Origin of the sequence: Streptomyces sp. NPDC087440 (assembly GCF_044744005.1) — a bacterium.
Classification (GTDB): Bacteria; Actinomycetota; Actinomycetes; order Streptomycetales; family Streptomycetaceae; genus Streptomyces.
On the sequence record NZ_JBIUXN010000003.1, the window covers coordinates 203383 to 230143 of the forward strand.

Sequence of the window (26761 nt, forward strand, 5' to 3'; positions counted from 1 at the left end):
GATGAACACGGTGACACGACTGACCGAAACGGCCCCGGCGACCCCGGCGGCCCCCGTCGCGCCGAAGGCCAGGACCGCGGCTTCGGCCCGGGTGCTCACGGGGGCGGGCGGGGTGCTGACCATCGCCTCCACCCTGGTGGCGTGGACCTGGACACCGGCCTTCCCGGGCGACCTCACGGTCAACGGGTGGCCGGGCGGGCTCCAGGTGCTGACGCTGGTGTCCGGGCTCCTCACGGTGCTGGCCTCGCTGGGCGGATACGGGGTGCGGGGCTTCCGGTGGGCGGTTCCCGCCGGGGCGACGACCGCGCTGCGGCTCTTCGCGCTGAGCGGCCTGGCCGTCACGTGGTTCGCCGTCGGGGCGATCTCCTGGACGCTGGGCGGCACGATCAACGTGGAGCCCGGCGGCTGGTTCGCGGCGGTGGCCTCGGCGGTGCCGGTGGCGGGGGCGTTCCTGCTGCCGCAGGACGCACGGGAGCCGTCGAAGCCGCGTCAACTGCCCTCCTGGGTGGAGCTGTTGCTGATCACGGGGGCGGCGGGCGGCGGGCTCCTGGTCTTCACGTACGGGATCGGGACGGACGGCGAGCTGTTCGCCGGGTTCCTGATCACGGCGGGGTTCGCGGCGGCGGGACTGGCCAAGGCCGGTCTCCTCGCCCGGCTGACCGGGCTGACGGCCCGGCACCGTACGGCAGCGGCCGGGGCGACGCTCGTGGCGGCCGTCGCCTTCCCCTTCACGGGCTCCGACGAGACGTACATGTCGGTGGGCGTGAACATCCTGATCTTCGCGACGGTGGCGCTCGGCCTGAACGTGGTCGTGGGCCTGGCCGGACTGCTCGACCTCGGATACGTCGCCTTCCTCGGCGTGGGCGCGTACACGGCGGCGCTGGTGTCCGGCGCGTCGGCCTCCGCGCTCGGCTTCCGTCTGCCCTTCTGGGCTGCGGTGCTGGCGGGCGGCTTCGTCTCGATGCTGTTCGGGCTGCTCATCGGGGCGCCGACGCTGCGGGTGCGCGGCGACTATCTGGCGATCGTGACGCTGGGCTTCGGCGAGATCTTCCGGATCGCCGTGAACAACCTCGACGGGCAGTCCGGCCCCAACATCACCGGCGGCCCCGGCGGCATCCCCAACATTCCCGACCTGTCCCTCTTCGGCTTCGACTTCGGCGCGACGCACATGGTCGCCGGGGTGCAACTCGGCCGGTTCGCCAACTACTTCCTGCTCATGCTGCTGGTCACCGCCGTGGTGGTGGTCGTCTTCCAGCGCGTCGGGGAGTCGCGGACCGGGCGGGCGTGGGTGGCGATCCGGGAGGACGAGACGGCGGCGACCGCGATGGGCATCAACAGCTTCAAGCTGAAGCTGATCGCGTTCGCGCTGGGCGCGGCACTCGCCGGTGTCGCGGGCACGGTGCAGGCGCACGTGTCGTACGCCGTGGTCCCCGACCCGTACCAGTTCGCGGGCGCGGTGCCGCCCAACTCGGCCTTCCTCCTTGCGGCCGTCGTCCTCGGCGGAACGGGCACGGTCGCGGGCCCGCTGATCGGGGCGGCACTGCTCTACCTGATCCCGATGAAGCTGCAATTCATGCAGGACTACCAGCTGATGGCGTTCGGCGTCGCGCTGATCCTGCTGATGCGGTTCCGGCCGGACGGACTGGTCGCGGACCGGCGCAAGCGCATGAACCACGACGCGGCGGGAGCCACGGCATGAGCGACGAACTCGTACTGGACGCGACCGGCGTCACGATGCGCTTCGGCGGGCTGACCGCCGTGCGCGGGGTGGACCTGAAGGTCGGCGGCGGTGAGATCGTGGGCCTGATCGGCCCGAACGGGGCGGGCAAGACCACCTTCTTCAACTGTCTTACCGGCCTGTACGTCCCCACCGAGGGAACGGTCCGCCACCGAGGCACGGTCCTGCCGCCCAAGCCCCACCTGGTGACGAAGGCGGGCATCGCCCGCACCTTCCAGAACATCCGGCTGTTCGCCCACATGACGGTCCTGGAGAACGTCCTGGTCGGCCGCCACACCCGCACCAAGGAGGGCCTGCTGTCGGCCCTGGTACGGGGCCCCGGCTTCCGGCGCGCGGAGGCGGAGTCCCGCGAACGCGCCCTGGAGCTCCTGGAGTTCACGGGTCTGGCCGCCAAGGCGGACCACCTCGCCCGCAACCTCCCCTACGGCGAGCAGCGCAAGCTGGAGATCGCCCGGGCCCTGGCCAGTGACCCGGGGCTGCTCCTCCTGGACGAGCCGACCGCCGGTATGAATCCCCAAGAGACGCGGGTCACCGAGGAGTTGGTGTTCGCCATCCGCGACCGGGGCACCTCGGTCCTGGTCATCGAGCACGACATGCGCTTCATCTTCAACCTCTGCGACCGGGTCGCCTGCCTGGTGCAGGGCGAGAAGCTGGTCGAGGGCACGGCCGACGTCGTACGGGGCGACGAGCGCGTCGTCGCCGCCTACCTGGGCACCACGGAAGGGGCCGCCGCGTGACCGCGCTGCTGGAGGTCGAGGACCTCCGCGTCTCGTACGGCAAGATCGAGGCCGTGAAGGGGATCTCCTTCCGGGTGGACGAGGGCCAGGTCGTCACCCTCATCGGCACCAATGGCGCGGGCAAGACAACCACGCTCCGCACCCTCTCCGGCCTCCTGAGGCCGACCGGCGGCCGCATCGTCTTTGACGGCAAGCCCCTCTCCGGGGTCCCCGCGCACAAGATCGTGGCGCTGGGCCTCGCCCACTCCCCCGAGGGCCGGCACATCTTCCCGCGCCTGACCATCACGGAGAACCTCCAGCTCGGGGCGTTCCTGCGCAACGACAAGGAGGGCATCGCCCGGGACATCCAGCGGGCGTACGACCTCTTCCCGATCCTCGGCGAACGCCGTAAGCAGGCCGCGGGCACCCTCTCCGGCGGGGAGCAGCAGATGCTGGCCATGGGGCGGGCGTTGATGTCCCGCCCCAAGCTCCTGATGCTGGACGAGCCCTCCATGGGCCTCTCCCCGATCATGATGCAGAAGATCATGGAGACGATTCGGGAGCTGAGGTCCACGGGTACGACGATCCTGCTCGTCGAGCAGAACGCGCAGGCGGCGCTCTCCCTCGCCGACCAGGGCCACGTCATGGAGATCGGCAGGGTGGTCCTGTCGGGCACGGGCGAGCGCCTGTTGCACGACGAGTCCGTCCGCAAGGCCTACCTGGGCGAGGACTGAGCGCTCCGGGCGTAGTGGCGGCGCGCCCGGTCCCGGTTGCCGCAGTCGCCGGAACTGCACCAGCGGCGGTTGCCCGCACGGGTCCGGTCCAGGTAGAACCAGCCGCAGCCGGGCCCCTGGCACCGGCCGATCCGTTCGAGGTACGGCCCGGCCAGCAGCTCCTCGGCCAGCAGGGCCAGCGCGTCGTCCAACCCGGCGGGCCGCCACCGCAGGGGCAACTCCGCGGGTACATCCGCCCGTTGACGCGCCCGTACGATCGCCCGGCTCAGCTCCTGCCAGGGGCCGGGCGGCAGCGGGCCGACGCCGTCGACCAGGGCGTCCAGGACCTCCCCGAGCGCACCGCGCAACTCGGTGAGACCGCCGGCCCCCTGGACCGGCGCGTCGATTCCGGCCTTCGCCGCCCACAGTATCCACTCCTCGACGCCCGTCACGCGCTCCACGCGGCGGGCGTCGTCGGTGCGCCAGGCGACGGTGTTGACGAAGTCGAGGGCGGGGTGTCCGGCGATGAACTGGGGTTCGGGGCTGTCGAGTTGGGTCACTTCGTCATGGTATCGCTCTAACAGGCTCGGCGCTATTAGCTTGTTAGGGTGGGGGGATGAGCGATTCACCTCGCAAGGACACTCCACAGCCGGACCCGGCCGCACCCGTCCCCCGGAAGGACCCCGACGCACCGCGCACCCGCTTCCGGGCCGGGGTGCGGGTCGGGGCCGGGTTCGGGGCGGCGTCGTTCCTGCTGGCGCTCAGCTTCGGGGCGGTCACGCAGGCGCAGGGGTGGGGGGTCGTCGTGCCGATCGTCTGTTCGGCGGTGGTGTTCTCCGGCTCGGCCCAGTTCGCCCTGGTGGCGACGCTCGCGAGCGGTGGGCCGGGGTCCGCCGTGGCTGCCGCCGCGATGATCAACAGCCGGTTCCTGCCCATGGGCATCGCCGTCGCGGGCGACCTGCGCGGCGGACGGCTGCGGCGGGCCTTCGAGGGCCAGGCGGTGGTGGACGCGTCGTGGGCGGCGGCCCACCGGGGCGGCGGGCGCTTCGACCGGTCGTTCCTGTTCGGGGCGACGCTCGCGCAGTGGCCGCCGTGGGTGGCGGGCACCGTGCTGGGTGTCGTGCTCGCCCCCGACGCGAGCCTCCAGCACACGCTGGGCCTGGACGTCCTCACCCCCGCGCTCTTCGCCGCGCTCCTCCTGGACGAGCTGCGCAAGGACCGCGACAACCGCCTCCCCGCGCTCGCGGGCGCACTGCTCGCCGCCGTCCTGATCGCGTTCCTGCCCACCGGGCTCGCCCTGATCGGTTCGGGGCTGGCCGCGCTGATGGGCCTGTGGCACCGGAAGGGAGCCCCGGTATGAACCCCACCGTCCTGTGGACCGCCGTCGCGGCGGTCGCCCTGGTGAGCTTCGTCTGCAAGGCGGCGGGCCCCGCCGTCCTCGCGGGCCGCGAACTCCCCGACCGGGCGCGCACGGTGATCGCCCTGCTGGCCCCCGTGCTGCTGGCGGCGTTCGTGGTCGTGGAGATCGCGGGCCCGGGCTGGTCGGGTCTCGACCCCGCGGTGCTGGCGGGCCTGGCCGCCGTGATCGGGCTGCGGCTGTGCCGGGTGCCGTTGGCGCTGGCGCTGGTGGGGGCGGTGGTGGTCACCGCGCTGGTGCGGGCCCTGTGGGGGTGAGGCGGGCGGCGTCCAGGGCGAGGTGCCGGGTGGCGTACGAGCGCCAGGGGCGCCAGGTCCCTTCGTCCGGCGAGTCCGGGAGCGCCACGTCCGGGTCGCCCAGGGCGCGCATCCGGATGAGGGCGGCGGTCCGGGCGTCCAGGTCCGGCACGGCCTCCAGTGCCCGCGCCGTCTCCTCCCGGTCGGCTCCCGGGTCGAGGCGTACGGTCCCGGCCGCGAGCGCGCGGGCGAGCGGCCCCGCGTCGGGCTCGCCGGTCAGGGCGTCCGGCGTCGGGAAGAGCAGGTCGAGAGTGCCGCAGGGGTGCGGGTGCGCCTGACCGTACGCCTCGGCGAGCACGGCGGCCCGCTCCCGGCCGACCCTCAGCCGTACCGCACACTCGTCGGGATCGGCGGCCCCCGGTGAACGGAGACCGGGGCGCGCCTCCACGAGGCGGGTGAGCCGGGGGTCGCTGCCGAGCCGTTCGTCCACGGCGTACGGGTCGGCGTCCAGGTCGAAGAGGCGGCGCAGGCGCTGCACGGCGGTGGTGAGGTCGCGCAGGTCGGAGAGGCTGACCCGGGCGTCGAGCCAGCCGGGGTGCGGGGCCTCGTCGACGGAGACGACGCCGGTGCCGTGCGGCAGGCTGAGGGTGCGGCGGTAGGTGCGGGCGCCGGGCTCGCCCAGCATCTCCTCGACCCGGGGCACGACCTCGGCGGCCAGCAGGTCGAAGGTCTCGCGGGCGGCGTAGGGGCCCCGGTAGGCGAGGCGGAGGGGGATTCCGGCGACGAGGGGGTGCGGGGCGGCGGCAGTGCTTCCGGCCAGCCGGGTGCCCCGCTCGGCGCGCAGTGCGCTCGGGGTGCGGGCGTAGATCCCGCGCACCGTGTCGTTGAACTGGCGCACGCTCGCGAAGCCCGAAGCGAAGGCGATGTCCGTGACCGGCAGCCCGGTCGTCTGGAGGAGGACGCGGGCGGTGTGGGCGCGCTGCGCCCGGGCCAGGGCGATCGGCCCGGCCCCCAGTTCCGCCGTGAGCTGCCGCTGCACCTGGCGGGCGCTGTAGCCCAGGCGGGAGGCCAGGCCCGGGACGCCCTCCCGGTCGACCACCCCGTCGGCGATCAGCCGCACCGCCCGGCCGACGGCGTCCGCGCGCACGTTCCACTCCGCCGAGCCCGGCACCGCGTCCGGGCGGCACCGGCGGCACGCCCGGAAGCCGTTGCCCTGGGCGGCGGCGGCCGTGGGGAAGAAGCGCACGTTGGCCCGCTTGGGCGTGACCGCCGGGCAGCTGGGGCGGCAGTAGATGCCGGTGCTCGTCACCGCGAAGAAGAACACCCCGTCGAACCGGGCGTCGCGGCTGCTCACGGCCTCGTAACGGGTGTCGTCCCGGGCGTCTTCCCGGTGGTCCGCCCGGGTGTCGTCGGCAGCGTTCATGCCACCCAGTGTGCGCCTCCCCCGCCCCCCGTGCTCGCGGGATTCGGACATCGAGCCCGGGGGAACGGCGAGCGGCTCCCGGGGGACCAGCGAGCGGCCCTCCGGGGGAACGGCGAGCGGCTTACGCCTCCGGAATCAGCTCCACGTACGACACCCCCGGCATCGGCAGCTCGAAGACGACCGGTCCACCCCCGTGGGTCCGCTCCTCCTCCAGCTCGTCCAGCACGTTGGCCGCCGTCAGCGCGTCCCACTCCTCGCCCTGCGGCCAGTCCGCGCTGCTGTGCTCGCGCCAGACCGCCTGGATGTTGGAGTGCTGCTCGTCGATGCGGTGGTGGACGAGGCGGTAGGAGACCCCTTCCCGGAGCCCCGCCACCTCCAGCTCCACCGTCCGCGTCAGCTCGGGCGCCCCGAAGGCCTGCGCCTGGTTGAGGGTGCCGTTCCAGACCAGCACCCCGATGCGGCCGTCGTCGTGCCGGGCCGCCCAGGCCTCCACGCCCGCCGTGTCGCCGCCCACGGAGGCGGCCAGCTCGTGGTCGCCGAGCCGGTTCACCAGGTCCAGCGCCCAGTACCGGGGCTTGCGCAGGTTGCCGACCGTGAGCAGCCCGAACCCGCCGTGGAAGAGGCGGGGCGGGGTGCCCAGCTCCTCGAAGTGGTCGGACGCCACCCAGTGCGCGAGCGCGTCGAGGCGTCCGGCGGAGGACTTCATGCCGTGCAGCAGGAAGGTCGCCCCGAAGGGCCCGTCGCCGATGCCGTGGAAGTGGGTCGGGGTGGGGCCCCACTCCGTCCACCAGATCGGCACGTCCCCCTTGCCGTACTGCTCAAGGACCGGCCGCCAGTCGAGGGGGGCGTTGCCGTACGTGTGCGTCGTGACGAAGTCGAGCGCCGCCCCCGACTCCCTGACGTGGGCGAGGAGTTCGCGCACCCAGCCGTTGGCCGCACTGGACGGGCCCCCGACCCGCAGGCCGGGGTCGACACTCTTCACGGCGGCCGCGGTCACGTCGTACAGCCGGAAGAACTCCTCGGGCGTCCCCGACCAGAACACTTCGAGGTTGGCCTCGTTCCACACCTCGAAGGCCCAGTGGTCGCGGACCTCCTGGAGGCCGTAGCGCTCCACGAGGTGCCGGGTGAGGGCGGCGACGAGGTCGCCCCACCGCTCGTACGACTTCGGCGGGGAGACGATCGCCTGGTAGCCGAAGACGGTCTTGGCCGGGTCGGACGCCAAGTCCCGTGGCATGTAGCCGATTTCGACGATCGGGCGCAGGCCGATGGCTCGTATCGAGTCGTAGACGGCGTCGACTCCCGTGAAGTCGTGCACGGGTTCGCCGTCGACCTCCCGGTACACGCCGAGGTCGTCGCAGAGGATCGCGTGCGCGCGGACCGTCTCGACGCCGATCTCGTCGTGGACGACGCGCAGCGCCTCGGTCAGTTCGGCGCCGACGGGGCGCCCGCCGGTCGTGTCCTCGCTCAGCGAGTACGAGAGGTGCTCGGACCCGATCATGTGGCGCCAGGGGCGCGGCAGTTGACGTGTCGTCACATCGGCCCGTACGGAAACCGACGCCTGCGGCGGCGTCGTGGGCACGATGGCCGCGGCCGCCGCGATCGGCGGGCAGAACGGGCCCGTCACGTCCATCGCCCCGACGGCCGCCACGATGTAGCGCACCGTCTCGCCCGGGACGAGCGCCGTGTCCACGAAGCACGGGGAGGGCACCTGCGGCACGTCCACGTCACGCTGCTTGGTGGTGACGAAGTCCCCCGCCCCGGCGGCCCGGTGCACCAGGTAGCCGATCGCACCCTCGACGGGTTCCCATTCGAGCGTGACGTGCCCGGCCCCGGCCCGCATCCGCAGGCCCTGCGGGGCGGCCAGCTCGACGGCAGGGACCGGCGTCACACCCCCGGACGGTTTGTAGATCCGCTCCCGCCAGTCGCTGTGCGCCGCTTCGTGTGAAGCTTCGTGCGCCTCCTCGACGGTCGTCACGCGCGCTCCCCCGCCACGTACGGCTTGTCGCCGATCTCGGCCTGTACACGGGCGAGTTCGGCCTCCAGCTCGGCACGCGCCTCGGCGTACGCGGGGTCGTCGTAGACGCTCTTCATCTCCCACGGGTCGTTGTGAAGGTCGAAGAGCTCCCACTCGGGCTCCATGACCTTGTCGGAGGTGCCGGGCAGGCCCAGGCCGTCGGCGTAGTAGTAGACCAGCTTGTACCGGTCGGTGCGCACCCCGTAGTGGGCCCACACGTGGTGGATGCCGTCGTCGTGCTCCCAGTAGCGGTAGTACACCGACTTCCGCCAGTCGCCCGGGAGTTCACCCTTGAGCAGCGGGCGCAGGGACTCGCCCTGCATGCGCTCGATGGCGGGGACGCCCGCGTAGTCCAGGAAGGTCTGCGCGAAGTCGACGTTCATGCACAGGGCGTCGCTGACCGACCCGGCCTCGATCTCCTTCGGGTAGCGGATCACGAACGGCATCCGCAGCGACTCCTCGTACATGAAGCGCTTGTCGTACCAGCCGTGGTCGCCGAGGAAGAAGCCCTGGTCGGAGGTGTAGATGACGATGGTGTCCTCGGTGAGGCCCTTCGCGTCCAGGTAGTCGAGCAGCCGCCCCACGTTGTCGTCGACGGAGGCCACGCAGCGCAGGTAGTCCTTGATGTACGTCTGGTACTTCCACAGCGCCTGCTCGTCCTGGGTCATCCCGGGCGGCAGCAGCTTCTTCAGGTCGTCCATCCGCAGGTGGTCGGCGACCCGCATCTGGGCCTCGCGGGCGGCGGTGGCCCGCCCCGAGTAGTCGTCGAAGAAGTTCTCGGGGACGGCGAGGTCGCCGTCGGTGTACATGTCGAGGTGCTTCTCGTCGGGCTCCCAGTTACGGTGCGGTGCCTTGTGATGGACCATCAGGAAGAAGGGCTTCTCCTCGTCGCGGCCGTCGAGCCACTCCTCGGCGAGGTCCGTGATGATGTTGGTGGCGTAGCCGGGGATGACCCGCTGACTGCCGTCCATGTCGATGAACACCGGGTTGTGGTACCGGCCTTGGTCGGGGACGACCGTCCAGTGGTCGAAGCCGCGCGGGTCGTGCTGCTCGCCGTGCCCGAGGTGCCACTTGCCGACGATGGCGGTCTCGTACCCCGCGTCCTGGAGCATTCCGGCGACGGCGGGCTGGCGCGAGTCGAACTCGGTGGAGAGCGTCTGCACGCCGTTCACGTGGTTGTACGTGCCGGTGAGGATGGTCGCCCGGCTGGGCGCGCACAGGGAGTTGGTGCAGAAGCAGTTGTCGAGGCGCATGCCGCCCTCGGCGATGCGGTCGATGTGCGGGGTCTCGTTGATGTTGCTGCCGTACGCGCTGACGGCGTGCGCCGCGTGGTCGTCGGCCATGATGAACAGGATGTTGGGGCGGCGGCCCCGGCTGGTGCTGTGCTGGTCGGACACGGTGCTCTCTCTCACGGGACTGGGGAGGGGGTGCGGGTGGTACGGAGGGGCTGTGCGGGTGGTACGGGGAGCCCGCCCCCGGTGTCGGCCGGGTGCAGGCTCCCCACTGCGGGGCGTGTCACTTCTCGGCGGTGAGCCCCCACAGGTGCAGGTTCACCCGGGCGTTGTTGCCGGTGGGCCTGGCCAACGTCACCGAGCGGACCTCCTTCGCCGGGTCGACGGCGAGGGAGTGCAGGTTGATGTACGGTCCCGTGCCCTTGGTCCCGTCCGCGTTGTAGCGGTAGGTGGCCTTCACGGCGACCGGCAGCCCGCCCGCGCTCAACCAGTCGGGGAAGGCCATGGGGATCTGCTGGGTGCTGCCGTCCGCGTACGTCACCGTGGCGGACGTCTTCCCGCCGCCGCCGAACGCGGCCGACGCGAGCAGGTGCAGCTTGCGGTACTTGCCCGGGGTCACCGGGATGCTCTGGCCGGACAGCACGACGTTGTTCTTGGTGCCGTCGGTGGTGGCGGGCCAGGTGAAGGGGACGCGCTGCGGGGTCTGGAAGACGCCCGCCTTCGGCAGTTCCTCGGCCGGATACGTCGATCCGGCCGTGTCGAAGTTGCCGTCCTTGGGGTTGCCGGCGGTGGCGATGCCGTCGTTGTCGTAGAGGGCGGACAGGTCGGTGCGGGTCATCTCGCCGAGCACGGACAGCGCCGACGAGGAGTCGAACCGCTTGCCCCGCACCTGGGTCTCGACCTTCACCCGGTAGTCCCCGGGTGCGACCGTCCTACCTACGGTGACCTGGGCCTTCAGGGTGACGCGGGTGTGTGCGTCCAGGGCGGGCGTCGTCAGCCACACGGGCTTCGCGCCGGGCACCGAGACCTTGGCGAGGCCGCCGGGGAGGTGTTTGTCGCCCCGGTTGGCGACCTCGACGGGCACGGTGATCCTCTCGCCCTGGTTCGCGGTGACGGCCGGGGTCTGCACGCCGAGCAGCATGGCCCGGTCCGCCCGGTAGCCGGGCCTGGCGATGCGGAAGGTGTAGGCGTGCGCGCCGGTGTCCTTCAGCTGCGAGGTGTCGATGCTGAGCGAGCCGTCGGCGTTCTTCGTCCACTTCAACGCCTTGCCGCCGCGGTCACCGACCAGCCGGATCTCGTCGTGCGCCCCGAGCGGCACCTGCGCCGTCAACTTCAGTTCCGCACCGGGCCATTTGAGTGCGGTGGCGTAGAACGCCTCCGGCTGCGTGGTGAACCGTACGGGCACATTGGCGCCCTTGTCCTCGGCCTGCGTCCAGTAGCGGGAGCCGTAGATCGCCTCGCCGTTGACCTTGAGCCAGGCGCCGAGGTCGCGGACCCGTTCCTCCTGGGCGGGGTCCATGCTGCCGTCGGCGCGCGGGCCGAGGTTGAGCAGCAGGTTGCCGTTCTTGGAGACGACGTCGACGAAGTTGGAGATCAGCGCGGCGGAGGTCAGATAGTCCTCGGGCCGCTCGTTCTCGTTGTAGCCGTAGGACTGGCCGAGGCCCCGGCTGGCCTCCCACTTGGCGGTCTTGATGTCGGGTTCGACGGAGTATTCGGGGGTGGTGAAGTCGGCGGGCACGTTGGTGCCGCACCGGTCGTCGACCGCGACCTCCTTCGGCTTCCTGCGGTTCTTCGCCTGGTTGAAGTAGTAGGCGTTGAACTCCTCGCTGTTGTTGACGTTCTCCAGGCCGATGTCGCACCAGATCAGGTCCGGGTCGAACCGGTCCACCAGCTCCTTGAGCTGCGGGAACTGATGGTCCTTCACATAGTCCTTGACGGGTTTGTACCCGGTGTACGGCAGCGGTTCCTTCGTGTACGGGTTGCGCGGCGCGCCGTCCCCGAACCAACCCCCGCCGATCTTGGGCATGTTGGGGTGGAACCACTCGGGCATCGAGTAGTAGAAGCCGTTCTTGAGCCCGTAGCCGCCCTTCTTGTTGGTCTCCACCAGCTCCTTGACGAAGTCCCGGCCGGGGCCGAGCTTCACCGTGTTGCGGTCGCTGGTCGCGGTGTCCCAGAGGGCGACGCCGTCGTGGTGCTTGGTGACGAGCGTGTAGTACTTCGCGCCGCCGTCCTTGAAGAGGCCGAGCCACTTCTTGGCGTCGAAGGCCGGGGCCTTCCACTCCTTGACGAAGTCGTCGTAGTTCTTGGCAGTGCCGTACTTCTCCTTGTGGTGGAGCTGCGCCGGGCTGTTCGGCCGGTTCATCTCCTTCCAGTACCACTCGGAGTACGGGGAACCGGCCGGCCAGCCGCCCTTCACGGCCCAGGCGGGGATCGCGTAGGCCCCCCAGTGGATGAAGATGCCGAGCTTGGCGTCGTTGAACCACTGCGGTACCGGGTGCGTGGCGAGGGAGGCGTAGGTGGGCTGGTAGTCGGGGGTCTTCCCGACGCCGGGCCTGCCGTGCCCGGCCGGGTTCGCCTGGACGGCCGTCGGTGCGGCCAACGCGAGGGCGGCGAGTCCCGCCACCACGGCCGCGTAGCGCTTCCTCACGAGTGCGACTCCCACTTCTCCAGGCCGAGCAGCGGCTTCAGTACGGTCGTGGCCTCACCGGCGGCGAAGTAGCCGCGCAGCTTGTCGCCGGTCAGGGCGTTGCCGAAGGAGGCGAGCAGCATGCCCTGGTCGAGGGAGAGGTAGCGCTGGGAGACCTTGCCGGACTTGACCGCGACGGCGTCGTAGAAGCCGCCGGGTCCGTACGCGTCGAAGTTGGCGCGCAGCTTGGCGAGGTTGTCGAGCGCCGCCCTGGGCTCGTACCGGTAGGCGAGGGCGGCGGCGTGCGGGGTGACGACGCCGTCTCCGTACGCGACAGGGGCGGGCTTGCCCTCCCTGCACCCCTCGAATCCGCCGTCGACCTGCGTCTTCTCCTGGTCGGAGGTGTAGCCGTCGGCGGCCATGCCGATCGCGTCGACGCCGTACTCGCGGTAGCCCCCATTCGGGTTGTTCGACGGCGAGAAGCCCCAGTACCCGTACTTGGCCTCCTCCATCCCATGGGCGATCTGCGCCTTCACGAAGACGGGGTGGTTCTTGCCCCAGCTGTTCGGGGCCCACGTGTCCTCGGGCACCACCAGGTCGTTCATCAGCTCCTCGAACATGGAGCCGCCCCAGTTCGGCATGAGCTTCATGCCGCGGTAGCTGTACGTGCCCTCGAAGACGGGGGCGCCGAGGTACGTCTGCGTGGTGCCGGTCGGCTTCTGCTCCTGCCAGGCCCAGGCGCAGGTGGGCGCGAAGCCGCGGTTGCCGCCGAAGTAGTGCACGGGCGGGATCTGCCCGGAGGCGATGCCGACGTAGGAGACGATGCGGGTCTCGCCCATCGCGCCGTAGTTGTGGCAGGTGTACTGGACGTTCGGCTTTCCGTCGCCGGAGTAGTTGCCGGGGACGGTGCAGGTGCCGTCGGTGGGCTTGGTGGGCCAGAAGCCGCCGCGCATGAGGCCGGCCGGGCTGCCGGGGGTGGCGTCGACGTTGTTGTAGAAGTACGTCCACTTCATGCGGCCGAGGATGCTCTGCGCCTGCGTCGTGGCCTCGGGGACGGCGGTGCGCACGACCATGAGCGCCGAGGCGAGCCAGGCGTTGTCGACACTGGACAGGAACGGGCTGACGACGTTGCCGTTCTCCGGCCAGGTCGTCAGGGTGTGGCCGGTCTTGGGGTCGAACCAGTTGTAGTACATGCCGGACGGCTCGTGGTGGTCCATCGTGGCGAGCGTCCCCAGCACCTTCTGCACCCGGGTGCGCGCGTCGGCGGCGGTGATCAGGCCCAGGTCGCGGGCGGTGACGGCGCCCCACAGGTACATGCCGATGTTGGTCGGCGAGGTGGTGGCGCTGCGGCTGCCCGCGCTCAGGTCGCCGCCGATGTTGTCGACGGGCAGCCCGGTGGCGGGCTCGACCATGGCGGCCATGGACTTCCAGGTGTCGACGGCGTACGCCCGTACGGTCGCGGTGTCGTCCTCCGTGAAGGAGGGCGCCTTGCGGTCCTGGCTCGCGAACCGCTCCCGGGAGATCACGTCCTTGATCCGGTGCACGCCGGCCCGGTCGCCGCCCCGTACGAAGCTGTCGCGCAGCGTGTCACCGGCGAGGGCGTTGCCGAGGGCGGCCATCACCATGCCCTGGTCGAGGGTGAGGTACTCGCGGGAGACCTTCTTGGACTTCACGGCGACGGCGTCGTAGAAGCCGCCGGGCCCGTAGATGTCGAAGTCCTTCCGCAGCTTGGCCAGGTTGTCGAGGGCGGCCCGGGGTGCGTAGCGCAGGGCCAGGAAGGAGGCGTGCGGGGTGACGACGCCGTCGCCGTACTTGGCCGGCAGCGGCTTGCCCTCGCGGCAGCCCGCGAAGCCCGGGTCGCGGGTGGTCTTCTCCTGGTCGGAGGTGTAGCCCTCGGGGTCCATGCCGATGCCGTCGACGCCGTACGCGCGGTAGCCGCCGGCCGGGTTGTTGGACGGGGAGAAGCCCCAGTACCCGTACGTGGCCTCGTCCATCCCGTGCTCGATCTGGGACTTGACGATCAGCGGGTGGTTCTTGGCCCAGCTCTGTCTGCCCCATTTCTCCTCGGGGAGGAACAGGTTGGGCATCATGGCCTCGAACATGGAGCCGCCCCAGGCGGGCATGACCTTCATGCCCCGGTAGTCGTAGGCCCCTTCCCAGACCTTCACACCGTCGTACGTGCGGTACGCACCGGTCGGCTTGGTCTCCTGCTTGCACTCGGTGTCGGCGAAGGACCGGTTCTGACCCCAGTAGGCCTGCCTCGGGACCTGCCCCAACGCCATGGCCACGTACGTCACTTGGCGGGTCTCGCCGAGCGCGCCGTAGAAGTGGCAGGTGAAGCCGACGCCGCGCGCCTTGACGGTGCACACGTTGGGGGCGGTCTCGGTGGTGTAGAAGCCGCCGCGCATCAGGCCGCCGCCCTTGTTGGCGCCGGCGGCGTTCGCCTCGTAGAACCAGCGGAAGTCCATGCGGTCCAGCAACGGGCGTATCTCGCGCCGGAGTTCGGGGAAGGCGTCCTTGACGACCATCAGTCCGGTGGCCGCCCACGCGTTGTCGACGCTGGAGACGAAGCGGGCCTCGGGGGTCGCGTCGCGCAGCCCGCCGGTGTACGGGTCGTACCACCGGTAGAACATGCCGGAGCCGCGGTGGTAGTCGAGCCTGTTCAGTGCCTTGAGGGTGCGCTGGACACGGTCGCGGGCCCGGGAGCGCGAGATGACGCCGCTCTTCCAGGCGGCGGTCGCGCTCCAGAGGTACGTGCCGAACGGTGTCGGCCCGGTCTGGTGGACCCGGTTGGTGAGGTCGCCGTTCAGGGAGCTGGCGGGCAGCCCGGTCTCCGGGGAGATCAGGGCTTCGAGGGATTTCCAGGTGTCGGCGGCGTACCCCTTGAGGGTCACCCGGTCCTGGTACGTCAGGACGTTCGGGTCGACGGGCCGCTTGGCGTCGGCCGCGTCCGGGGTACGGGCCTGGGCGGCGGGCGGGGCGCTCAGGCCGGTGAGGGCCACGGCGCCGGCGAGGGCGGCGGCCAGCAGCAGTCTGAGCCGGCCGGGTCTGCGGAGGTGTCGCGATCTGGTCACTTGAGTCCCGTCGTAGCGATGCCTTGGACGAAGTGGCGCTGGAAGTAGACGAATACGGCGATGATCGGCAGGACGAGCATGGAGGCGCCCGCGAGGAGCAGGCCGTACTCCGCGTTCTGGTGGTCGAGCGAGTAGAGCGCGACGCCGACCGGGAGGGTGTACATGTCCTCGCTCTGGGCCACCACGAGCGGCCACAGGAAGCTGTTCCAGGAGGCGAGGAAGGTGAGCAGGCCGAGCGTGGCCAGCGCCGGGCGGCACAGCGGCAGGATGATCCGGAAGAAGATCCGGAACTCCCCCGCGCCGTCCACGCGTCCGGCGTCGATGAGGTCGTCGGGCAGGCCCTGGATGAACTGGCGCATCAGGAAGACGCCCATGGGGGCGGCGAGCCCGGGCAGGATGATGCCCGCGTAGCTGTCGACCAGGCCGAGCGAGGCGACGACCACGAAGGTCGGCACGAGCAGGGCGATGCCGGGGATCATCAGCTTCGACATGACGAGACCGAAGATGATCTTCTTGCCGGGGTAGTCGATCTTCGCGAGGGCGTAGCCGAGCATCGAGCAGAACAGCAGGTTGCCGAGGGTGGTGACGGTCGCGACGAAGACGCTGTTGAAGAAGAACTGCGGGATGTCCAGCTTGTCGAGCAGGACGCTGAAGTTGTCGAAGGTGGGTGCCTCGGGGAACCAGGTGGGCGGGGAGGCGTAGATCTCCTTCTGGGTCTTGAAGGCGCTGAGCACCATCCAGACGAAGGGTGCGCAGACCACCACCAGACCGGCCACCAGGACCACGTACACCCAGCGCTGTCCCCGGTAGGGCCGGTCGGGGGTGACCTCCTGCGGGGGCCGCTTGCCCGTGTCGATCCGCAGGGACGTGGCAGGCGCGCTCATTCTTTCTCCCGCAGCAGCCGGAACTGGACCAGGGTCAGCAGGGCGATCAGGAGGAACAGCACGTAGCTCATCGCGGCGGCGTAGCCGTACTGGCCGGTGCCGAAGGCCTCGTAGATCTGGTAGGCGATCGAGGTCGTGCTGTTCAGGGGTTCGCCCTGGGTCATGACGAAGGGCTCCTCGAAGAACTGGAGGTTGCCGATCATCGAGATGACGACCATGAAGAGCATGGTGGGCCGCAGCATCGGCAGTGTGATGTGCCGGAAGGCCTGCCACTTGGTGGTCCCGTCGAGGGTGGCCGCCTCGTACATCTCCTGGGGCACGCCCTGGAGGCCGGCCAGGAAGATGACCATGGCGAAGCCCATGTGCCGCCAGACGGCCATGGCGATCAGGGCGGGCATGGCCCAGGTGGTGGAGTTCAGCCAGTCGGGTCCGTCGATGCCGACCCAGCCGAGGACGGTGTTGATCAGGCCCATGTCGTCGTTGAGGAGGTAGTTCCACACGACGGCGACGGCGATGATGCTGGAGACCACGGGCAGGTAGTAACCGACCCGGAAGAAGGTCTTGAAGCGGGCGATGCCGGAGTTGAGGGCGACCGCCAGGGCCAGGCCGCACACGAGGGTCAGCGGGACGCTGACGGCGGTGAAGTAGAAGGTGTTGCCGACGGCTTTCCAGAAGACGTCGTCGGAGAGGATGCGGGAGTAGTTGTCGAATCCCGCCGGATCGACGGCGAGCGGGTCGCGCAGGTCGGTGGAGCGCATGTCGGTGAAGCTGATCGCGACGGAGGCGATCACCGGCACCAGTTCGAAGAGCGCGTACAGGACGAGGAAGGGCAGGGAGAACACCCAGCCCGCCACCGCCCGGCGGGAGCGGGCCGACCCGGCCCGTACCCGGCGGCCGCCCGCCGGCCGCGACGCCGGGGCGCCGGTGCGGCGCTCCCGGGTCCCGGCCGACATGGTGGAGGTCATGATCAGGCGCCCGTTCCGATGCCGTCGGCCTTCTTCTGCATCTCCTTGGCGGCGTCGGCGGGCGACAGTCCGCCCTTGACGACCTTCTCGACGGTGGCCTCGATCATCTTGTTGACCTCTTCGAAGGTCTGGATGGCCGGGGGCGCCTTGGCGTCGGTCATCTGCTTGCCGAAGGCCGCGTTGTTCGGGTTCTCCTTGAGCGGTCCCGACTCCCAGGCGGTGGGCACGCTGGGCAGGTCCTTCTGGATGTCGTACCAGGTCGACTGGACCTTGGGCTCGGTCAGCCAGTTGACGAACTTCCAGGAGGCGTCACGGTTCTTGGCGGACTTGAAGACCGCGAGGCCCGCGCCGCCCGCGAAGGAGGTGCGCTTGGCCGCGCCCGCCACCTGCGAGACGGTGAACTCCTTCTCGAAGCCCGCGCCGCCCAGCTTGGCGAACTGGGTGACCATGTAGGGGCCGTTGATGTAGTAGGCGAGCTGGTCCTTGGTGAACCAGCGCTCCGGGTCGCCCTCGGCGAACGCCTTGGGGGCGATCTTCTCCTCGAAGAAGGACTTGTAGTACGTGAGCGCCTTGACGTTCTCCGGGGTGTCCAGGGTGAACTTCTTGTGGTCGGCGTCCATGATGTCGCTGCCCTGCTGCCAGATCAGCGGCAGCAGCACCTGGCCGGAGCCGAGGCCGCCCGGCGGAATGAACAGGCCCCACTTGGCGCCGCCCTTGGTCTGCGCCGCCTTGGCCGAGGCCTTCAGCTCCTCCCAGGTCTCGGGGGCCTTGGTGATGCCCGCCTTGGCGAGGATCTTGTTGTGGCCGTAGAGGGCGCGTACGTCGACGTACCAGGGCACCGCGTACATCTGGTTGTTGACCGTCATCGGCTCCACCGACGCCGGGAAGAACTTCTTCTGGTCGACGATCGCCGGAACCGGGTCGAGGGCGCCGGTCTTGGCGAACTCCGCCATCCAGGTCGTGCCGACCAGCGAGATGTCGGGGGTCTTGTTGGCGGCGATGGCACCGGCCAGCTTGTCGTGCGCGGCGCTCCACGGGATCGCGGTGACCTTGATCTTGGTGCCGGGGTTGGCCTTCTCGAACTCCGCCGCCAGCTTGGGCAGGTTGTCGCCCTCGCCGCCCATCGCCCAGACGGTGATCTCGCCCTTGGCCGCACCCGCCGCGACGTCCTTGGCCTTGTCGTCCTTGCCGGTGTCGGACCGGCCGCACCCGGTCGCGGTGAGAGCGGTGGCCGCGACCAGGGCGGTAGCGAGGGTGATCAGCTGACGACGTCTCACGCGGAGCTCCTTGAGTTGTCCGACAAATCGGAGGGTGCGACAAGTTGGAAGCGCATACAAGTGGCTTTACAGCCGTTCGGGGCGCGAGTTTGGCACCGAGTGGTCGGACCTGTAAAGACTTTTCACCGGCCTGACATCCCGGGGACACAGACCCGTGCACGGGCGCACCCGGCCGCCAACACGACGAAGGGGGCACCGAGTTGCCTCGATGCCCCACTCAACTGCCGAAGACCGCACGCGTCTTCCGTGTGCGACGTGCGTTTCTGCTATGCACCACCCGCGAGTTGGCCTATGGCCATGCGCGGAGTCAGCCGCTCACCGGGCGACGGTCACCGGAAACGCTCACCGGACGCGCTGGCCGCGCTTGATGGCGGCGTTGGTCCGGCCCTCCGCGCCCATCTGCTTCCAGTTCTTGAGCATCTCCTGGCGCAGCCGGGCGTCGGTCTTGGCGACGATGCGCCGGTTCTCGCGCATCAGCTTGCGCCAGCTCTCCAGCCGTCGCTCGGGCAGCGCCCCGTCCTCGATCGCGGCGAGCACGGCGCAGCCCGGCTCGGCGACGTGCCCGCAGTCGTGGAAGCGGCACTCCTCGGCCAACTCCCCGATCTCCGAGAAGACCTGGCCGACCCCGGCCTCGGAGTCCCACAGCCCGACACCGCGCAGACCGGGGGTGTCGATGAGGACTCCCCCGCCGGGCAGCGCGAGGAGGTTGCGGGTGGTGGTGGTGTGCCGGCCCTTGCCGTCGACGTCACGGGCGGCCTGGACCTCCATCACGTCCTTGCCGAGCAGGGTGTTGGCGAGCGTCGACTTGCCCGCGCCGGACGCGCCGAGCAGCACGCTGGTGCCGTCGGCGACGATCGCCCCGAGGACGTCGAGGCCCTCCCCGGTGGTGGAGCTGACGGCCAGCACCTGGACGCCGGGCGCGGTGGTCTCGACGTCTTCGACGAGGTACGAGCGCCCGGTGGCGTCCGGGACCAGGTCGCACTTGGTCAGGACGACCAGCGGCTGCGCCCCCGACTCCCAGGCCAGGGCGAGGAAGCGTTCGATGCGCCCGAGGTCCAGCTCGACGGCGAGCGAGACCGCGATGATCGCGTGGTCGACGTTGGCGGCGAGGATCTGCCCCTCGGACCGCTGGGAGGAGGTGGACCGTACGAACGCGGTACGGCGCGGCAGCAGCGCCCGGATCAGCCGCGGGTCACCGGCGGGCTCGACGGCGGCCCAGTCGCCGGTGCAGACGACCCGCAGCGGGTCGTGCGGGGTGACCAGCGCGGTGTCGGCACGGATCAGCCCGTCGGCGGTGACGACGTCGGCCTGCCCCCGGTCGACCCGTACGACCCGGCCGGGCAGCAGGCCCTGCTCGGCGTACGGGGCGAACTCGGCCTCCCACTGCGCGTCCCAGCCGTACGGCTGGAGCGGGTGCGAGGACACGGAAGCGTGGAGCGAGAAGGTGGAGGACTGCGAAGAAGCAGCAGAAGACAAGGTGGGACCCTTCAAGGACGGCCCCGGCACCGCGTTCACGGACGCGGAAAGTGAGTGATCAGCCGGAGGCCACGGAGGTGGTGGGGAGAACGAGCTTCCGAGTGCGCGCGGCACCCATGACGACGACGGCAGCCATCGGGCCCACCTCCTGCCTTGCTTCGACCGAATGTCCGGCAGCGCTGAGCGCCGCCGGAGGAACAGGCTGAACCATAACCACACCCTCCGGCGGCACGCCACCGATTTTCCCGACGACCTCGGCGCGCCACCTCAGCGCACCGCCTCAGCGCACCGCCTCGGCGCGGGCCCTGCGGTGGGCCGCGACGCGTTCGCGGGTGGCGCAGCGGCGGGAGCAGTAGCGGCGTTCGGGGCCGCTGCCGTGGGCGAGGTAGACGTGCGGGCAGGACGGGGAGGAGCAGAGTCCGCCCGGGGGCGCCTGCCGGTCCCAGAGCAGCACGGTCAGGGCGAGCACCGAGGAGGCCAGGAACCACTCGCCCCACGGGGCTTCGTCGTCGCTGTCCAGGTGCGGGTGCCATCCGCCGGAGCCGTCGTGCGAGGTGAGCCGCAGCCGCCCCCGGACGTCGCCCAGCAGGCCGTTGAGGGTGACGGCGGCGCTGTCGACGTCGACGGCGGCGAAGACCTCGCGCAGCGACAGGGCCGCCGCACGGAGATCGGCGAGGTCGTCCCCGCGGATGCCGAGCGGCTCCAACTCACCGTATTCCACGAGGACTTCCCTCACGGCCTTGAGCACGGCGGCCTCCTCGCCCGCCGCACACAGCACATTGATCAGGGCCACGGTCCGCCGGGCGGTGTGCATCGACAGCATCCGCCAAATGTAACGCAACTAGCACTACTTTCCGTTACGTGCGTAACGTGCCCGCCATGCCGAAGCGTTACCCGCCGGGCCGCTACGCCGCCGGGGCGACCCTTGCCCGCACCGGCGACGAGACGTCGGGCCCCGCCCTCCTGCTGCTCGCCCTGGCCGTCACCGGTTCGGCGGCGGCCGCCTCGTCCCTGCTGGCCGCGCTGACGGTCGCGGCGGCGCTGGGCGGCCCCCTGTTCGGGGTACTGCTCGACCGGGCCCGCCGCCCGGGGCGTCTGCTCGCCGGGGCGCTCGCGCTGTACGCGGCGGGGCTGCTGGCGGTGCTGCTGGCGCTGGGCCGGACGCCGGACGCGGTTCCGCTCCTCCTGGCCGCCGGGACCGGACTCCTCGCCCCGGCCCTCTCGGGCGGCTGGACCTCCCAACTCCCGCACGCCGTCGGGGAATCGAACCTCGCACGCGCCAACACGCTGGACGCGATGACCTTCGACGCGGCCGCCCTGGCGGGCCCGGCGCTGGCCGCCGGAGTCACGGCGCTGGCCGGGGCGAAGGCTTCCCTGGCCCTCGCGGCGGCGCTGATCGCGGCGGCGCTCCCGGTGGCGTGGCGCATCCCCGCACCGCCGTACCGCCTCCCCGCACCCCCGGACCGTCCGCGCACCGGCCCGTCCGCCGTCGCGGGCCTCGCCGCCGGATTCCGGGTGCTGCTGCGCCGCCGGGCGCTGGCCGGGGCGACGGCCGTGTCCGTGCTGTCCTGCGCGGGCGAGGGCGTGTTCGTCGCGGTGACGCCGCTGCTCGGATCGCTGGCCCTGGGCGGCGCGCACCGAGGTGCCCTGCTGCTGTCCCTGTCGGCCGTCGCCGCCCTGGCCGCCAACGCCGTACTGGCCCGCCGACCGCTCCCGCTGCGGCCGGACACCGTGCTCGGCCGGAGCGCGGCGCTGCTCGCGGTCGCGATGCTGCTCGCCGCGACGACGTACCCCGCGCCGGTCCTCGTGGCCGCCGTGCTGGCGGGCTGCGCGACGGGCCCGCAGCTCACCGCGCTCTTCGCGATACGTCACCGGGAGGCCCCCGAGGGGCTGCGCGGCCAGGTGTTCACGACCGGGGCCAGCCTGAAGATCACCGGATTCGCGCTGGGCGCGGCGCTCGCGGGCCCGCTGGCCGCGCGATCCGTCCCGGCGGCGCTGCTGGCCGCCGCCGCGTTCCAGATCCTGGCCGCGCTGGGAAGCCTTCTCGTACGGGCTCGTACGGGTCGGCTCGTACGTGTCAGAGGTGACGGGTGAGCACCTGCGCGACCGTGTCCAGGGCGGTGTGCAGCTCCAGGTGGTCGTGGGCCTCCAGGGTGGTGTCCAGCAGCGGGTTGTCGGAGGTGAGGGTGGTCAGCCCGGTCCCCTCCTCGCTCCCCAGCGTCACGGTGAGGGTCTCGCCGGACTGGAGGGCGAGCGTGACGGTCGCACCCGTGGGCAGCGGCTGGAGGAAGGCGATCTCGGCGTCGGTGCGCCCGGTCTGGGCGCCGAGGCGGCGCGGGGTGCTGCGGGACGCACGGTAGACGTGGGAGTGGTGCAGGGCGATCTGGAGCCGGTCGGAGAGCTCCTCGGCGGTCTCCTCGCGGTCGGCGTCGGAGAGTTCGTCGAGCAGCAGGGCGGCGATCGACCGGTACGCGATGGCGAGCTGCCAGCTGACGGTGGTGAGGGGGCCCGGGTCGTGCGTGTCGTGCACGAGCGGCCCGAAGGCGTCCTCGGCCTGCCGGGCCACCAGCTCGACGGCTTCCGGGCCGACGCGCTCGGGGCGGGGGGCGGGGAGGGCGTCGGGGTCGCGCCAGTCGATGCCCCGGGCGGTGAGGTCGGCGTAGACGGTGTCCCGGTCCGCCCCGGAGACGGAGGCCAGCTCGACGACGTTGCGGGTGCCGGTGCGCCAGGCGCGGTCGATGAGTTCGGCGCGGTTGGCGTCGGTGCTTTCGCTCAGTGCGGCGAGGGCATTGAGCCGGTCGGAATCCATACCAGATGCGTTCATAACGGTCACGGTAGGCGCGAGCGGCCCCGGGATGCGGCACCACCACACCACGGACCCCGCGTGGCGGGCGGGTCGCCCAAGGGGCGGAACCTGGCCCGCCGGCGGCAGAACGTGGCCCACCGGCGGCGGAACCTGGCTCGCCGACAAGGAGCGCCCCTTCAGGGGCGCGGGGAACTGCGCGAGCAACCACCCACCCAGCCGCGCGGCAAGCGCTTTAGGGAAAGGGGCGGGACCGGGGCGAAACCCGGGGGTCCGGGGGCGGAGCCCCCGGCCCGAACAGCAACCCGGCACCGGCGTGCAGGCAGGGGGCGGAACCGGGCCGGGCCCGTATCGGGCGGGCCGCCCCCTTGCCCGCCCGTCCCGCCCCCGGGGGGCGGCCCCGCCGCCCAAGGGGGCAGGGGGAAGAGGCGGAGCCCAAGGGCGGGCGAAGAGGCGGAGCCCAAGGGGACGGGGGTGCCGACCAGGGAGGCATGGCACCGCCCAGAGGGAGGCAGAGTGCCGCCCCAGAGGTCCGGGGCACCCCGCCCCCCGGCCATCCCTACTCCGCCCCCACCGCGTGCAGGAACGTCCGGAACTTGGCGCCCGTCTCCGCCGTCTCCGCCTCCGGCTCGGACGCCGCCACCACGCCCGCCCCCGCATACAGCCGCAGCGTGCGCTCCTCCGCCTCCGCGCAGCGGATCGTGACGACCCACTCCCCGTCGCCGTCCGCGTCGCCCCACCCGATCATCCCGGTGAAGAAGCCCCGGTCGAACGGCTCGGTCTCCGCGATGACCTGACGCGCCGTCAGGGTCGGCGTGCCGCACACGGCGGGCGTCGGGTGCAGCGCCGAGGCCAGCTCCAGCGCGGAGGCCGCACCCTCCTCGGGCAGCGTGCCGGTGACCGTCGTCGACAGGTGCCACATCGTGGCGGTGCGGATCAGCGTCGGCTTCGCCGGGACGTCCAGCGACGTGCAGTACGGAGCCAACGCCCCGTGCACCGCGTCGACGACCACCGCGTGCTCGTGCAGGTCCTTCGCCGAGGCGAGCAGCGCCGCCGCCCTGCGCACGTCCTCCGCGAGGTCCTCGCTGCGCGGGGTGGACCCGGCGAGCGGGTTGGCCACGACCTTGTTGCCCCGCCGCGAGACCAGCAGTTCGGGGCTGGCCCCCAGGAGCGTGCGCCCCTCACCCGTACGGACGGCCCCGTCGGCCTCGATGCCGGTCGGCAGCGCGAAGGTGTACCCCGACGGATCCCGCCGCGCCAGCCGCTGGAGCATCACCGGCAGGTCCAGCGGCGCGTCCGCCGTCAGCTCCAGAGTCCGCGCCAGCACGACCTTGCTGAACTCCCCCCGCCACATGCGGTCCACGACGGCGGCGACCCCGGCCCCGTACACCTCGGGCTCCGGCACCGGCCGCACCTGCCAGGTCGTGGCGGCGGGCAGGTCGGCCGGGAGGGCTATCAGCGGGTCGTTCGCGAGCGGCGGCGCGTCCTGCACGAACTCCGGGACCGCGAGGGCGGCGGGCGCGCTCTGGTCGAACGGCACCGCGCCGATGACGATCGGGCGGGGCTGCCCGTCGCGCCGGGCGGCCGCCAGGGTCTCGGCGACCCGCTCGCCCAACGGCGCTTCCCCGTGCGGGACTTCACGCGCGGGGCCGTCGGACAGCAGGGTCCGGGTGGGGGTGGCGAGGAAGCGCGCGCCGGGGGTGTACGCGTCCAGTAGTGCGGTGGCCGCACCGACGGCGGGGTGCGCCGCCTCGGCGGAGCGGCTGTGGCGCGGGACCGGGACCGCGGCGGTGGTGGTGGCGACTTCGGGTGCCGTCGACACGGTGTCCACGGGTTCTCCAATGCTCGTGAGGATGTGGGGGCGGAGCCAGAGAAAGGCGTCAGCGGGGAGGGGCGGGTCAGCGCAGGGTCGCGCCGCCGTCGACGTAGATGTCCTGCATGGTGATGTGGCGCGCGCGGTCGGACGCCAGGAAGAGCACCGCGTCCGCGATGTCCTCCGGCTGGGCGATCCGCCCGAGCGGTATGCCGTTCTTGTACGAGGCCAAGTCGCCGTCGATCAGGGCGCGTTCGGCGTCGGGGCGGCCCTCGCCCATGCCGCGCAGCATGGGGGTGTCGGTGGAGCCGGGCGCGACGACGTTGCAGCGCACCCCGCTGCGGGCGACCTCCAGGCCGAGGCACTTGGTGAACATGGCGGCGGCGGCCTTGGAGGCGGCGTACGCGGCCATGCCGGTGCGGGGTATCCCGGCGGCGTTGGAGGCGACGGTGACGATGCATCCCCGGCGGCGCCCGGCCATGAGGGCGGCGGCGGCGCGCGAGGTGTGGAAGACGCCGGTGGTGTTGACGGCGAAGGTGTCGGCCCAGTCGCGGTCGGTGAGCTCGGTGGCCGGGGAGATCCGGAGGATTCCGGCGACGTTCACCAGCAGGTCGAGCGGCCCGAGTTCGTCCTCGACCCGGGAGACGACCGCGTCCACGGCCGCCGCGTCGGTGACGTCCAGCGGGTACGCCACCACACCTCCGGGGCCGGTCCCGGGGGCCAGCTCCGCGGCCAACGCCTCGACGCCCTCCGGTGTCCGGTCGGTCGCGGCGACGGTCGCCCCGCGCGCTGCCAGGGCCCGCACCACCGCTTCACCGATGCCCTGCCCCGCACCGGTGACGAGCGCGACACGGCCGGCGAATTCGCCCCGCCCCCCGAACTCGCCCGGGGCGGACGGTGATTGCGACGGTATGTGCTCAGGCATGCAAAGTCCTCCCGGAGTCTTGTTAGGTGAGCCTAACCTAACGCACGATGAAGATCGACAACACCGGGGCCTGACAAAAACTTAGGCTAGCCTCACCTTATGACCGCCCGGCGTGCGGGCACCACCGGGGTATCCGCCACCTCCGGTCAACTCCCGGCCGAAAAAGCCCCAGTGGGCATACCGGACACACAGGGCACAGACACATCAGACCGGAACAGACCATCTTGGTCGGCGGACCGCTGCGGGCGGCGGGTCCAGGTCCCGTCGGGCTCCTTCTGGTGGCCGGACACGGACCCGGCGCGAGAGCCGAAGTGGCTGGCGGCCGAGTTCGCACGGACGGACCGCCGCCCCGGGGTGCGCTTCCGGCTGGAGGCGGGGGCCCAGGAGTGGATGCTCCGGCACGAGAACCGCCGGATGCTCAACGCGCCGCCGACGGGCGGCCACGACGTCACGTACGGCGAGTTCAACGGCGGCCACGACGACGCGTGCCGGAGGAGCGGTCCGGCCGACGGACCCGCCCGCCTCCTGGCCTGACGCCCGCTTTGCCGTTCCGGCAAGAACCTTTGCCGGAACGACAGGGGCGGGCGGACGCTGTCGGTCGTAACGGAGAACGACCGACAGCACCCCCTTCGCCGGAGGAACGATCACTCATGACACCTGTTGACGACACGTCCGAGGCCACCTCGAACCCGACGGAATCCGCGGAATTCTGGGACGGTCGCTACGCCGAGAGCGACCGCGTGTGGAGCGGGAACCCGAACGTGGTCCTGGTCCGGGAGACCGCCGACCTGACCCCCGGTCGAGCCCTGGACCTGGGCTGCGGCGAGGGCGCGGACGCGGTGTGGCTGGCGCGGCAGGGCTGGGAGGTGACGGCGACGGACATCTCCCGGGTGGCCCTGGAGCGGGCGGCACGGCACGCGGCGGAGGCAGGCGTCGCCGACCGGATCGACTGGCAGCGGCACGAACTCGGCAAGACCTTCCCCGCCGGTGAGTTCGACCTGGTCTCCTCCCAGTTCCTGCACTCGCCGACGGAACTGCCCCGGGAGGAGATCCTGCGCCGGGCGGCGTCGGCGGTGGCCCCCGGCGGCCTGCTCCTGATCGAGGGCCACTCGGGCTGGCCGTCCTGGCAGCCCAACCCCCACCCGGAGGTGCACCTGCCGTCGCCGGACGAGGTCGTGGAATCCCTCCGCCTGGAGGAGGGAGCGTGGGACGTCCTCGTCTGCGCCGAACACGACCGCAAGCAGCTGACCCCCGACGGCACGGAGGCAACCCGCACGGACTCGACGGTCCTGATCCGCCGCCACCGCTGACCACGCAACCCGAAGTCTGCGGGCCCTGCCGGGTGGGGTCGGCCGCCACGGGCCGATCCCTCCGGTAACCGGCAGAGCGGCCGCAGCGAAGGCCGCGAGGGTCCCTGCCGTACGTCGGG

General features: G+C 71.6%; 22 protein-coding genes. 8 read left to right on the plus strand and 14 right to left on the minus strand.

Annotated elements, in window-relative coordinates; all coding sequences use genetic code 11:
- Position 1 precedes the first annotated feature (1 nt).
- The 3 genes from ACIO3O_RS09165 to ACIO3O_RS09175 are packed head-to-tail and all read left to right on the plus strand — an operon-like array spanning position 2 to position 3188.
- The gene (locus ACIO3O_RS09165; RefSeq protein WP_401743859.1) at positions 2–1699 is read left to right on the plus strand and encodes a branched-chain amino acid ABC transporter permease; all 1698 of its coding nucleotides are present in this window, start codon (positions 2–4) and stop codon (positions 1697–1699) included.
- Positions 1696–2475, plus strand: a complete 780-nt coding sequence (locus ACIO3O_RS09170; protein ID WP_401743860.1) for an ABC transporter ATP-binding protein — start codon at positions 1696–1698, stop codon at positions 2473–2475. The genes ACIO3O_RS09165 and ACIO3O_RS09170 overlap by 4 nt, the downstream gene beginning before the upstream one ends.
- Positions 2472–3188, plus strand: coding sequence for an ABC transporter ATP-binding protein (locus ACIO3O_RS09175; protein ID WP_401743863.1), 717 nt, complete (start codon positions 2472–2474; stop codon positions 3186–3188). The genes ACIO3O_RS09170 and ACIO3O_RS09175 overlap by 4 nt, the downstream gene beginning before the upstream one ends.
- Here ACIO3O_RS09175 and ACIO3O_RS09180 read toward each other — a convergent pair.
- Positions 3170–3727 carry a CGNR zinc finger domain-containing protein gene (locus tag ACIO3O_RS09180; RefSeq protein WP_401743866.1) on the minus strand — a complete coding sequence of 186 codons (558 nt, stop codon included), beginning with the start codon at positions 3725–3727 and terminating at the stop codon, positions 3170–3172. The genes ACIO3O_RS09175 and ACIO3O_RS09180 overlap by 19 nt on opposite strands.
- A gap of 56 nt (positions 3728–3783) precedes the next feature.
- On the opposite strand from ACIO3O_RS09180, the gene ACIO3O_RS09185 reads away from it, so the two are divergent.
- Together ACIO3O_RS09185 and ACIO3O_RS09190 are read left to right on the plus strand one after the other, a co-directional pair.
- Positions 3784–4527 carry an AzlC family ABC transporter permease gene (locus ACIO3O_RS09185; protein WP_401743869.1) on the plus strand — a complete coding sequence of 248 codons (744 nt, stop codon included), beginning with the start codon at positions 3784–3786 and terminating at the stop codon, positions 4525–4527.
- A complete protein-coding gene (locus ACIO3O_RS09190; RefSeq protein WP_401743871.1) occupies positions 4524–4841 on the plus strand; it encodes an AzlD domain-containing protein in 318 nt (105 codons plus the stop codon). Before ACIO3O_RS09185 ends, ACIO3O_RS09190 begins: the two co-directional genes overlap by 4 nt.
- Here the strand turns inward: ACIO3O_RS09190 and ACIO3O_RS09195 are convergent.
- From ACIO3O_RS09195 to ACIO3O_RS09240, 10 genes are all read right to left on the minus strand, one after another.
- Positions 4810–6243 carry a bifunctional transcriptional activator/DNA repair enzyme AdaA gene (locus ACIO3O_RS09195; RefSeq protein ID WP_401743873.1) on the minus strand — a complete coding sequence of 478 codons (1434 nt, stop codon included), beginning with the start codon at positions 6241–6243 and terminating at the stop codon, positions 4810–4812. The genes ACIO3O_RS09190 and ACIO3O_RS09195 overlap by 32 nt on opposite strands.
- A 121-nt stretch (positions 6244–6364) precedes the next feature.
- Positions 6365–8218 carry a glycoside hydrolase gene (locus tag ACIO3O_RS09200; RefSeq protein WP_401743876.1) on the minus strand — a complete coding sequence of 618 codons (1854 nt, stop codon included), beginning with the start codon at positions 8216–8218 and terminating at the stop codon, positions 6365–6367.
- A complete protein-coding gene (locus ACIO3O_RS09205) occupies positions 8215–9654 on the minus strand; it encodes a sulfatase (protein ID WP_401743879.1) in 1440 nt (479 codons plus the stop codon). The genes ACIO3O_RS09200 and ACIO3O_RS09205 overlap by 4 nt, the downstream gene beginning before the upstream one ends.
- Positions 9655–9772: 118 nt before the next feature.
- On the minus strand, positions 9773–12136 hold the full coding sequence (locus ACIO3O_RS09210) for an alpha-L-fucosidase (protein WP_401743881.1): 2364 nt from the start codon (positions 12134–12136) through the stop codon (positions 9773–9775).
- Positions 12133–15189, minus strand: a complete 3057-nt coding sequence (locus ACIO3O_RS09215; protein ID WP_401743883.1) for a glucoamylase family protein — start codon at positions 15187–15189, stop codon at positions 12133–12135. Before ACIO3O_RS09215 ends, ACIO3O_RS09210 begins: the two co-directional genes overlap by 4 nt.
- Positions 15186–16073, minus strand: a complete 888-nt coding sequence (locus tag ACIO3O_RS09220; RefSeq protein ID WP_401743886.1) for a carbohydrate ABC transporter permease — start codon at positions 16071–16073, stop codon at positions 15186–15188. Before ACIO3O_RS09220 ends, ACIO3O_RS09215 begins: the two co-directional genes overlap by 4 nt.
- Entirely contained in the window at positions 16070–17038 is a 969-nt protein-coding gene (locus ACIO3O_RS09225; RefSeq protein ID WP_401743889.1) for a carbohydrate ABC transporter permease, read from the minus strand. The genes ACIO3O_RS09220 and ACIO3O_RS09225 overlap by 4 nt, the downstream gene beginning before the upstream one ends.
- Positions 17039–17040: 2 nt before the next feature.
- Positions 17041–18315 carry an extracellular solute-binding protein gene (locus ACIO3O_RS09230; RefSeq protein WP_401743891.1) on the minus strand — a complete coding sequence of 425 codons (1275 nt, stop codon included), beginning with the start codon at positions 18313–18315 and terminating at the stop codon, positions 17041–17043.
- Between the two features lie 342 nt (positions 18316–18657).
- Positions 18658–19740 (minus strand): ribosome small subunit-dependent GTPase A, encoded by a 1083-nt coding sequence (rsgA, locus tag ACIO3O_RS09235; protein WP_401743894.1) that lies wholly within the window; start codon positions 19738–19740, stop codon positions 18658–18660.
- Between the two features lie 331 nt (positions 19741–20071).
- Positions 20072–20614, minus strand: a complete 543-nt coding sequence (locus ACIO3O_RS09240) for a CGNR zinc finger domain-containing protein (RefSeq protein ID WP_401743895.1) — start codon at positions 20612–20614, stop codon at positions 20072–20074.
- Positions 20615–20670: 56 nt separating this feature from the next.
- On the opposite strand from ACIO3O_RS09240, the gene ACIO3O_RS09245 reads away from it, so the two are divergent.
- Positions 20671–21885 (plus strand): MFS transporter, encoded by a 1215-nt coding sequence (locus tag ACIO3O_RS09245; protein WP_401743898.1) that lies wholly within the window; start codon positions 20671–20673, stop codon positions 21883–21885.
- Here ACIO3O_RS09245 and ACIO3O_RS09250 read toward each other — a convergent pair.
- From ACIO3O_RS09250 to ACIO3O_RS09260, 3 genes are all read right to left on the minus strand, one after another.
- Positions 21869–22615, minus strand: coding sequence for a hypothetical protein (locus tag ACIO3O_RS09250; RefSeq protein ID WP_401743901.1), 747 nt, complete (start codon positions 22613–22615; stop codon positions 21869–21871). The two genes, ACIO3O_RS09245 and ACIO3O_RS09250, sit on opposite strands and share 17 nt — an antisense overlap.
- Positions 22616–23153: 538 nt before the next feature.
- On the minus strand, positions 23154–24416 hold the full coding sequence (dhbC, locus tag ACIO3O_RS09255; protein ID WP_401744466.1) for an isochorismate synthase DhbC: 1263 nt from the start codon (positions 24414–24416) through the stop codon (positions 23154–23156).
- A gap of 76 nt (positions 24417–24492) precedes the next feature.
- Positions 24493–25332, minus strand: coding sequence for a 2,3-dihydro-2,3-dihydroxybenzoate dehydrogenase (locus ACIO3O_RS09260; protein WP_401743902.1), 840 nt, complete (start codon positions 25330–25332; stop codon positions 24493–24495).
- A 99-nt stretch (positions 25333–25431) separates the two neighbouring features.
- On the opposite strand from ACIO3O_RS09260, the gene ACIO3O_RS09265 reads away from it, so the two are divergent.
- Complete coding sequence (locus tag ACIO3O_RS09265; RefSeq protein ID WP_401743904.1) at positions 25432–25866, plus strand: hypothetical protein; 435 nt, start codon at positions 25432–25434, stop codon at positions 25864–25866.
- Between the two features lie 116 nt (positions 25867–25982).
- Positions 25983–26642: an SAM-dependent methyltransferase gene (locus ACIO3O_RS09270; protein WP_401743905.1), complete on the plus strand. Its 660-nt coding sequence runs from the start codon at positions 25983–25985 to the stop codon at positions 26640–26642.
- Positions 26643–26761 lie beyond the last annotated feature (119 nt).

Bases quoted from the DNA above. Each gene is read 5' to 3' on its own strand.
- ACIO3O_RS09170 (WP_401743860.1), top strand. From the start codon at position 1,696: ATGAGCGACGAACTCGTACTGGACGCGACCGGCGTCACGATGCGCTTC.
- ACIO3O_RS09185 (WP_401743869.1), top strand. From the start codon at position 3,784: ATGAGCGATTCACCTCGCAAGGACACTCCACAGCCGGACCCGGCCGCA.
- ACIO3O_RS09260 (WP_401743902.1), bottom strand. From the start codon at position 25,332: ATGCCTGAGCACATACCGTCGCAATCACCGTCCGCCCCGGGCGAGTTC.
- ACIO3O_RS09265 (WP_401743904.1), top strand. From the start codon at position 25,432: ATGACCGCCCGGCGTGCGGGCACCACCGGGGTATCCGCCACCTCCGGT.
- ACIO3O_RS09190 (WP_401743871.1), top strand. From the start codon at position 4,524: ATGAACCCCACCGTCCTGTGGACCGCCGTCGCGGCGGTCGCCCTGGTG.
- ACIO3O_RS09250 (WP_401743901.1), bottom strand. From the start codon at position 22,615: ATGAACGCATCTGGTATGGATTCCGACCGGCTCAATGCCCTCGCCGCA.
- ACIO3O_RS09195 (WP_401743873.1), bottom strand. From the start codon at position 6,243: ATGAACGCTGCCGACGACACCCGGGCGGACCACCGGGAAGACGCCCGG.
- ACIO3O_RS09165 (WP_401743859.1), top strand. From the start codon at position 2: ATGAACACGGTGACACGACTGACCGAAACGGCCCCGGCGACCCCGGCG.
- ACIO3O_RS09240 (WP_401743895.1), bottom strand. From the start codon at position 20,614: ATGCTGTCGATGCACACCGCCCGGCGGACCGTGGCCCTGATCAATGTG.
- ACIO3O_RS09270 (WP_401743905.1), top strand. From the start codon at position 25,983: ATGACACCTGTTGACGACACGTCCGAGGCCACCTCGAACCCGACGGAA.
- ACIO3O_RS09220 (WP_401743886.1), bottom strand. From the start codon at position 16,073: ATGAGCGCGCCTGCCACGTCCCTGCGGATCGACACGGGCAAGCGGCCC.
- ACIO3O_RS09225 (WP_401743889.1), bottom strand. From the start codon at position 17,038: ATGACCTCCACCATGTCGGCCGGGACCCGGGAGCGCCGCACCGGCGCC.
- ACIO3O_RS09245 (WP_401743898.1), top strand. From the start codon at position 20,671: ATGCCGAAGCGTTACCCGCCGGGCCGCTACGCCGCCGGGGCGACCCTT.